Source organism: Chitinophagaceae bacterium, assembly GCA_007695095.1.
In the GTDB taxonomy this organism is placed as follows: Bacteria; Bacteroidota; Bacteroidia; order Chitinophagales; family REEL01; genus REEL01.
Map to the genome: position 1 here is coordinate 1 of REEL01000158.1, position 9,108 is coordinate 9,108.

Sequence of the window (9,108 nt, forward strand, 5' to 3'; positions counted from 1 at the left end):
AAGGTATATCATTAATAATCCATCAAATTGGTTGGAGGATAAATTTTTTAAATAGAAAAATGTCATACACGAAGTAACATTTAATAGTTTTTCACAAAATCGCACTTCATTTAATATAAAAAAAATAGCAATTTAAAATAATTTTATAAATGCTTTAATATTTTTATGTTATAAAATGACCTTCAGGTCCTAAATACATTTTTTTACATAAAAGATAACATTATGAGATACCTGATTTCTACACTTCTTTTTTCTTTGATCAGTATATTCCTTCAGGCAAATATTTTTGAGTACACTGATATTTTTAAAATAAAAGGAGATCTTAATGACATTACAAATATTGAGGTTGATTCAGAAGGAAATTTAGTGCTGGCCGGTACAATGAATTCCAGTTTGGCTGTTGGCAATGATTCTATACATCGTATACCGGGGCAAAACAGAAGTGGATTTATTATAAAACTGGATAGTACCGGACAGTTGATTCAGCAAACCATTTTCGGGCCGGCCACTTCTATGCGTGCTTTAGCTATTGACGATAATGACAACATTTATATAGGTGTTTGGGCTGCCACTACAGTTGAATTTCCTAATGACACGACTATTGTCGGTGCAGCCAGAAGGCTTATCAGGTTTAATCCGGATGGTACTTTTGACAGTTTGTTGCATGCCGGTGGTTCTTTTACTATACATGATCATATTGTCACGCTTGACTCAATTACAATGTATTCTCCAAGCAATAGCCTTATAACTGCGATTGATTATGATGGGAATATACTGTTCGAGGTCAATATTTCCGGTGCCGGTGGCCCCAGAACCATTTCAGATATCTACGCATTTGACCACGACAATATTTTAGTTTCCGGGCATTTAGGTGGCGCCCCATCTACGCTTTACATTGGAAATGATTCAATTGATTTTGGCAATGCTTCCCGCAAAAGTTTTGTTGCCAAGTTTGATACGAGCGGTTATGTGCACTGGATTAGTGGTTATGGTACTACGGAAGCCGGTTACTTTGAATTGAATAATGTTGTGATGGATAACAATGGGCACATTTACGGAGGATTATATCAAAGTCAAAACAGCCTGGTTGTTTTTGGAAATGACACCATAACGCATTTAGGGGCAGGCAGCAAAAGTGTTTTGCTTAAATGGGACAATGATGGCCAACCTGTATGGGCAAGAAATGTTAGTTCAAATGAAAGCGATGCTTATGCCGGGATTGATGCCTCAGGCCGTGTGATATTTAATGGTTCTTACAACAGTTCAGCTCCTGAACTGGGTGGCTTTTCAGTGCCTTTTCGGCAAAACTCGAACTTTTTCACATATGTTGTTGATACTTTAGGCGCCCCATTGGATGTGAAGCATGTACATATGCCCGGATTATCCGGAACGACAAGCTGTAACAATTTATTAATCAAAAGTGAACATCCTGCTGTGCAGGGCATCAACAATGAACTATACATGCTCAAACGATTAGCTTTAAATCCTGATTGTGACGGAGCCTCCTTTGATTGTAATGAGCAAAGCTTTTTGAGTCAGGGATATTACATTCAACGTTTGATAGAAGCGCCCGTACCTAAACCGGAAGTTGATTTTACGATTTATGAAGAAGGTTTAGATATCTATATTCAAAATGAATCTATTGATTTTACACATTTAAGCTGGGACTTTGGTGATGGTACCACGAACGACTCATTAGTAAATCCACAACACACTTTTCCCGGTACAGGCGCTTATGATGTTTGCCTGGAAGCCCGAAATCAATGTGGTATTACAGTTGATTGTCAAAGTGTAGTTGTCCCCGGACTCAATGAGGTTGTGCCTGGTAAGATTTCTAATTACGGACTGCATTTGCTGGATATATACGGAGGTATTCCTGACATGACGGAGCCGATGGTTTATATAGGGCAGAACGGAGCTGCTATAGCGAATTCTGACACAGCTTATAAAGTGCATAATGGCAGGTTGTTCGGTAGATTTTTTCTGGATTTTGCCACACCGGGTGTTTATGATGTTTGGGTGAATAGTCCGGAATTTACGGATACGCTCTATGGAGCTTTAATTGTCGAAGAGCCGGAATACAATCCGGTGGAGGTTACATTCAGCGGACCGGTTGGGCTGGTTCTAAATGCATGGACGCCAAACTTTATTCATGTGCATAATAATTCAAACGAAACTAAAATAGGAGTACCTGTTTACATTAGTGCCAAAGAATTTCTTGAGATAGAAATACTGAATTCCTTTGAAATGGATGCTTATACACAAATAATGTATGATTCAATTGGCAGCCACTTTGGCATTTATGATGAAGGACTGGATTTGGATGGGGATTCTATACGATTTGGGGCATTTGTGATTCCTGTGATGCCTCCTCAATCAACTTTTACGTTTAATCTTTTAGTCCGCCCGACTGTTGAGCAAATTCTGGAATTAAATGTAATTGCCACTGATCCGATTTTTGACGAAAGTCATATGCAGGAAATGTTTAATCGTGCGTGTAATAGTGTTCTGGGAGATTGTGTTGGCTGTATTGCTGATTTGGTTGGATTTCTTCCGGGTGCAGGATGTTTGGTGGGAGCTGCAGGCATGGGTTGTGCAATTGGAGATTTAGCAAACTCACTTGGGCATCAAAATTCGGGTGGGATAGCAAGCAGTTTGAAAGACCTGGCATTGAATGCTGCGGGTACGGCCTTGTGTGGAGCAAGTGGAGGTGCGGGTAAAGAAGGTTTTAAGACAGCACTAAGCTCTTTATTCAATCAAAGCAATATAGGTTCATCTGCCAGTAGTGCTGCACAATCTATCGGAAGCGGACTGGCTGGTGCAGGTGCAGGTGGTTGCCTGGGCAATCCATGTGGTGATTGTGATGGAGATTGTTCTTCAAAGAAAAAATTCTTACATCCGGCTAACAGCCATGACCCAAATCAAAAAACGGGTACTGCCGGCTCAACAGAGGACAACTATATACCGGGAGACATCAGAATGCCTTATATGATAGAGTTTGAAAATCTTGATTCTGCAACAGCCGCTGCAAGAGAAGTTTTTATTACCGACACATTAGATTTGGATGTTTTTGATATTCAGACTTTTCGCTTTGGGAATTTTGGTTTTAGCGGACAAACCTTTGGTTTAGAAGACCGTACAGATAGATTTTACTTTGCCCGGGATTTAGATTTACGGCCGGATAAAAATATTATCCTGAGAGTTATAGGTGAGGTAGATACTGCAACCGGAATCATTGAATGGTACTGGGGCTCATATGATCCGAATACCATGGCTCCTACATTTGAATTATCTGAGTTTTTTCTTCCGCCTAATGTGAACAGCCCGGAGGGACAAGGCTTTGTAACTTATAGTGTACGCCAAAAGGATAATCTGCCACATCTAACTGAAATTCACAATGATGCTAAAATTGTTTTTGATTTTAATGATCCGATTTTTACGAATACATGGAGTAATATCATAGACCGTGAACCACCGGTGACTACTGTCAATCCTTTGCCTGCCTTAACTCAGGATACAATTATTCACCTTAGCTGGTCGGGTTTTGATGAACATGCAGGAGTAGCAGGTTATTTTATCTATGTTTCTGTAAACGATAGTGATTTTGTGCAATTGGAAGCTAATTTTTCAGAAGAAGAAATCTATCTGATTGGAAAAGAAAACTATCATTACGGATTTTACATCTATGCCGTTGATTATGCCGGTAATTTTGAATCAAAAGACCCTATTGCAGAGGTTGAGACAACCATTGATTTAAGCAGTGGAATAGCGAACATTACGCCCGGTAAATTGCAATTGTTTCAAAACACGCCCAATCCGTTTAGTAATGAAACAGAAATTCAATTTAATCTGCCTCAGGCAGGCTATGCCGAATTAGAAATACTGGACATACACGGCAGACAGGTTTATCTGCGGAGTTTCAGGCATTTGAATGAAGGCTTGCACAGCGAATTCCTCAATCAGGATATTTTCTCCGGAGGGGTTTATTTTTACCGTCTAAATACAGCCGGAGGCTCCATTACCCGAAAAATGTTGCATGTGGAGTAATTGTTCGTTTTTTTTCTCTTATTTTTTCTTACAAAAACTACCTTTGTGTCCAAAGAACAGATGGGTGAATAGTCTGTTGCTAAAAGCGAATTCTTTTTTTCACCGGTCTTTAATTTTGTAAATGGCCTGAAATAAGTGACAAATAATTTGAGATAGCTGAACGTAAAGCGCATAAAAACTGTAGTTTAGAAAAATAATATTATGGATAAACATGTATATAATGTTTCGTTGAAATGGAATGAAGGAAGAAAAGGCATATTACACTCACCGGAGTTACCTACAAAAATAGAAGTTGCTACTCCCCCGGAATTTGATAAGGGAATACCCGGTATCTGGTCACCGGAACACTTGTATACTGCTTCGGTTTTAAGTTGTTTTATGACTACTTTTTTAGCGATTGCGGAATATTCAAAACTCGAATATGTAAGCTTTAGTTGTGATGCAGAAGGCATATTGGATAAGATTGACGGCAAATATCAAATACCGGAGATTATCATAAAAGCAAATTTAGTGATTAAAGATGCCGCGAGAAAAGATAGGGCAGAGCGGATATTAAACAAGTCTGAAGCCTCCTGTTTAATCACAAACTCCATAAAAACCAAAGTGCATTTGGTAAATGAAATTAGTGTTGGTGGGTGAAAAAGGCATATTACCATTAGATATATGCTTGGTTTTTCGTTTTACCCAAAATTTTACACGCATGACATTCTCCAATGCATGGAATTTGAGCGAGGATGAGGGTGAAATACCCGAAGTCACCATGCAAGTCGCCTATCTAATATTAATAATTGAGCATGCATTTTCAAGAGAAAATTTACAGGATAAGCTCAAAATTAAAAACAGAGACTATTTTCGAAAGGCGTATATCAATGACGCACTAAAATCAGGTTATATTGAAATGACTATTCCCGACAAACCCAATAGTCGCTTACAAAAATACCGTCTGACGGAAAAAGGAAAAGCATTACAAAAACAGTTAAGGAAATGATTTTTTTGAAACACATGTATCAACCCGGAGTTTTCGGTCAATTACCCAAAACTTTACGCACATGGCATTTCCCAATGGATGGAATTTGAGTAAGAGAGAAAGCTTCTGTGTTAAAGACTGGATTAGTAAAAAGCTATAGATTACACTTAAGTTTGACCCTGTAATAAATCTCTGTTATATGCCATAAAGCTGATATCCGTAGAAAAACATTGATGATTTTTCAATTGCCTCAGGTATCATAGTTTTGGAATGCAATTGTTTTTCAGTTAACTCACTTTGCCAAGTTTCATCAATTTCATTATAAATTTCAAATTTTCTCGAGATACTGTCGTAATGTATTTGCTTCCCACTTCGGCAAAAACCACCAGCAAGAATGATATAAAATTCTGCTCTGCCGTTAATGTCGCAAATCTGTTTTAAATGATCAATTGATGAAACAAGTTGCCACTCCATAATTAATTAAATTTGAAATTTAAACCAAGAAAGTAATAAAATATGACTAATTTTCCAAAAAGAGATTTTTTTTCAAACCGGTACTTCAAGGAATTAAACAGCTTTTTTATGCCTGGGGTGAGGTTTTGTGAAAAATGTTTTTTTGCCATTTGTTTTCCTATAAATGACAGGAATTGTAAATTGCAATGGGGTGGGGAATAAGAACTGGGAAAATGAAAAGATTAATCTTAATTCATTGAGGGAGTATTAGTGAAATCATTTTTGAAAAAAATGGCAGACATAAATAGCAAAGTGACTCGCAGAAAATCTATAAGCAGAATAAAAGTTGCTTGTGCCATCATTGAGATTGAAAACAAAACACTTGTTGTTCAAAGAAGTGAAAAGATGAGCTTGCCATTAAAATGGGAATTTCCTGGTGGAAAAGTTGAGTCAAACGAAACAGATGAAGAATGTATTAAAAGAGAAATAAAAGAAGAGTTAAATATTCATATATTAGTCGAAAAAAGTTTGAGACCTTCAAATTTTGATTATCCAAATATTTCTATCAAACTTATCCCATTTATTGCAAAAAACATTGATGGAGAAATAAGATTGAAGGAGCATCAACAATATGTATTTCTGGCAAAAGAAGAATTGAGTAAATTAGATTGGGCGGAAGTTGATATCCCAATTTTAAAAGAATATTTAAACCAATGAATCAAGGTATTTACGAAGAATTAGTTACTCAATTAGTTTCACAAAAAATAAGCGAATTAGATAAGGATGCCTTCTTTATCAATAAAACTAAGATTGACAAAGAGGAGGCCTCTACATTTTTAGCAAAACACCTTTCAGCTACAATAAAGAATGCCTTAAATTTAATCAAAGGCGAAAACCAGCTTGACTTACAGATTAAAATAGCCAATAAAATAATTCTGTTCTTAAAAGAAGAATTAAAAAAGGAAGCTTTTAATGATGACTTGATTTCAATTGAAGGAGAAATTTTGAAAGCTGTGTTTTCTAAAATAGATGCTCACTTCACTGATTTCGATTTGCATTTAAAAGAAATCACTCCATACACCAGATTAACTCATAGCGAACTGTTTACTGGTGGAAATGCAAATATATCACTTGAAAGTGAGCTAAAAAAAGAAATACTTTCCTCTAACAGGATTGATTTATTGGTTTCTTTCATAAAATTTAAAGGAATCATTATACTTGAAAGAGAACTACAGGAATTCACAAAAAGAGGCGGTCAACTTAGGGTAATAACAACTACTTACATGGGAGCATCTGATTATAAAGCCATTCAGTTGTTATCTAATCTTGAAAATACCCAGATAAAAATCTCATACAATTCCGGAAATGAAAGGCTGCATGCAAAAGCGTATTTATTTTATAGAAAAACAGGATTTCATACAGGATATATTGGCTCATCGAATTTCTCGCGTTCAGCATTAACTGATGGTTTAGAGTGGAATGTTAAAATTACCACGAAAGAGGTAAGCCACATTATTGACAAATTTCAAAAGACTTTTGACTCATATTGGCAAAGTGATGATTTCGAACTCTTTGATGATTCGAAGCATAAAGAAAAGCTTGTAGACTCTTTGAGTCAAGGCAGAAAACCCAATGGTATTCATACTTCTATTTCTTTTTTTGATATCAAACCCTATCCATTTCAAAATGAAATTTTAGAAAAACTTGAAGTAGAAAGAACCGTCCATAATCGAAATAGAAATCTTGTTGTTGCAGCAACAGGAACCGGTAAAACTGTTGTTTCTGCTTTTGATTACAAAAACTTTAAGCAACAAAATAAATCTGCTAAACTTCTATTTCTTGCACATAGAAAAGAGATTTTAGCTCAATCCTTATCCACTTACAGAGGGGTTTTACGAGATAATAATTTTGGTGAATTATGGGTAGATGGACTGATTCCTGATCGCTATGAATATGTTTTTGCATCTGTTCAAACACTGAATAATCGTTTGGAATCTCTAAATCTATCTCCAGACTATTTTGATTTTATTGTAATTGATGAATGTCACCATCTTACTGCAAATAGTTATCGAGGTATTATCAATTATTTTACTCCTAAAGTTTTGTTGGGACTAACTGCAACGCCAGAAAGAATGGATGGTGGAGACATCCAGGAAGACTTTCATAATAGAATTGCAGCTGAAATTAGACTCCCGGAAGCTTTGAATAGAAAATTACTTTGCCCGTTTCAGTATTTTGGCATAACAGATAGTATTGACCTTTCAACAGTTGGCTGGGAAAGGGGCAGGTATATTGCCAATGAATTAACAAACATTTATACAACTAATAACAGAAGAGTAGGTGAGATAATTAATGCATTAGAAAAATATACAAAGGACAAAGAAGATGTTAGAACTCTTGGGTTTTGTGTTTCAATTGAACATGCTCAATTTATGGCTGAGAAGTTCTTGTTAGCGGGATTAAAAGCTGATTATTTGACAAGCGATAACAATCAAAATCGTGATAAAGTAAGACATCAATTACTGAAAAAAGAAATTAATTATTTGTTTGTTGTTGACATTTTCAATGAAGGCGTTGATATCCCTGAGATTGATACTGTCTTATTTTTGCGTCCAACTGAGAGTTTGACAATTTTTCTTCAACAACTTGGTAGAGGATTGCGTTTAGCTGATAATAAAGACTGTCTTACAGTGCTTGACTTTGTAGGGAACTCAAGACCAGAATACAATTTTGAAAATAAGTTTCGGGCACTTATAGGAAAAACGGCAACTACTGTAACTAAAGAAATTGAAGATGATTTTCCGCATTTACCACTTGGTTGTTCCATCGTTTTAGAGAAAAGAGCTAAAGAGATAATTCTTGAAAATATCAGAACGGCAACTTCTCTCAATAGAAACCAATTGATTCTAAAAGTTAAAAATTTTAAGCACCAAACTACATTACCATTAAATCTCCAGAACTTCATTGAATTTCATAATATACCGCTTCAACTAATATACAAAAGAGGTAGCTGGAAGCGTCTTTGTCAATTAGCAAATCAAATTGATGATTTTGAAGATACTAATGAAAAACAAATTGTTTCTGCGATTTCAAAAAAATGGCTTTCGAGCAATTCTACCAGTTATTTTCATTTCATTTTAAAAATAGCAAAGAAAAATTTTGCAATACCTGTGGATGACTACAATGAAACAGAGAGGAAAATGCTTTTAATGCTTCATTATGACATTTGGCAAAAAGCAGCAGGTTTTGATTCGCTTGACCGTAGCATTCGGGAAATTGGCAAGAACAGAGTGCTTGTAGATGAAATCATAGAAGTACTTGAAATCTTAATTGACAGAATTGATTTTAAAGAAATTGATATTGATCTACCGTATGAACAACCGCTAAAAGTACATTCGAGATATACACGCGATCAAATTTTAGCAGGATTCGGGTTAAGTACATTCAAAAGAAAATCTCCGAGTAGGGAAGGAGTTGCAGAGAATACAGACTTAAATACGGAACTGCTTTTTATTAACTTAGTCAAATCTGAAGAGAATTTTTCTCCTACAACAATGTATGATGATTATGCTATCAATGAATATTTGTTTCATTGGCAAAGTCAAAATTCAATAGGTCCTGAAACACCAAAAGGAATGTCA

6 protein-coding genes are annotated in these 9,108 nt (G+C 35.8%); 5 read left to right on the forward strand and 1 reads right to left on the reverse strand.

The features are described 5' to 3' along the window. Window positions 1-222 precede the first annotated feature (222 nt). From EA412_13340 to EA412_13350, 3 genes are all read left to right on the forward strand, one after another. Entirely contained in the window at window positions 223-4,047 is a 3,825-nt protein-coding gene (locus EA412_13340) for a T9SS C-terminal target domain-containing protein (GenBank protein ID TVR76537.1), read from the forward strand. Window positions 4,048-4,245: 198 nt separating this feature from the next. Beyond that, window positions 4,246-4,686 (forward strand): OsmC family peroxiredoxin, encoded by a 441-nt coding sequence (locus EA412_13345; GenBank protein TVR76538.1) that lies wholly within the window; start codon window positions 4,246-4,248, stop codon window positions 4,684-4,686. 61 nt (window positions 4,687-4,747) lie between these two features. Then, window positions 4,748-5,035, forward strand: a complete 288-nt coding sequence (locus EA412_13350; protein TVR76539.1) for a hypothetical protein — start codon at window positions 4,748-4,750, stop codon at window positions 5,033-5,035. Window positions 5,036-5,209: 174 nt separating this feature from the next. Here the strand turns inward: EA412_13350 and EA412_13355 are convergent, their stop codons facing one another. Continuing rightward, entirely contained in the window at window positions 5,210-5,488 is a 279-nt protein-coding gene (locus EA412_13355; GenBank protein TVR76540.1) for a hypothetical protein, read from the reverse strand. A gap of 270 nt (window positions 5,489-5,758) precedes the next feature. On the opposite strand from EA412_13355, the gene EA412_13360 reads away from it, so the two are divergent. Both EA412_13360 and EA412_13365 read left to right on the forward strand, forming a co-directional pair. After that, entirely contained in the window at window positions 5,759-6,184 is a 426-nt protein-coding gene (locus tag EA412_13360; protein TVR76541.1) for a (deoxy)nucleoside triphosphate pyrophosphohydrolase, read from the forward strand. Beyond that, window positions 6,181-9,108, forward strand: a 2,928-nt coding sequence (locus tag EA412_13365; protein ID TVR76542.1) for a DUF3427 domain-containing protein, incomplete at its 3' end; no start/stop codon positions are given. The genes EA412_13360 and EA412_13365, both read left to right, overlap by 4 nt.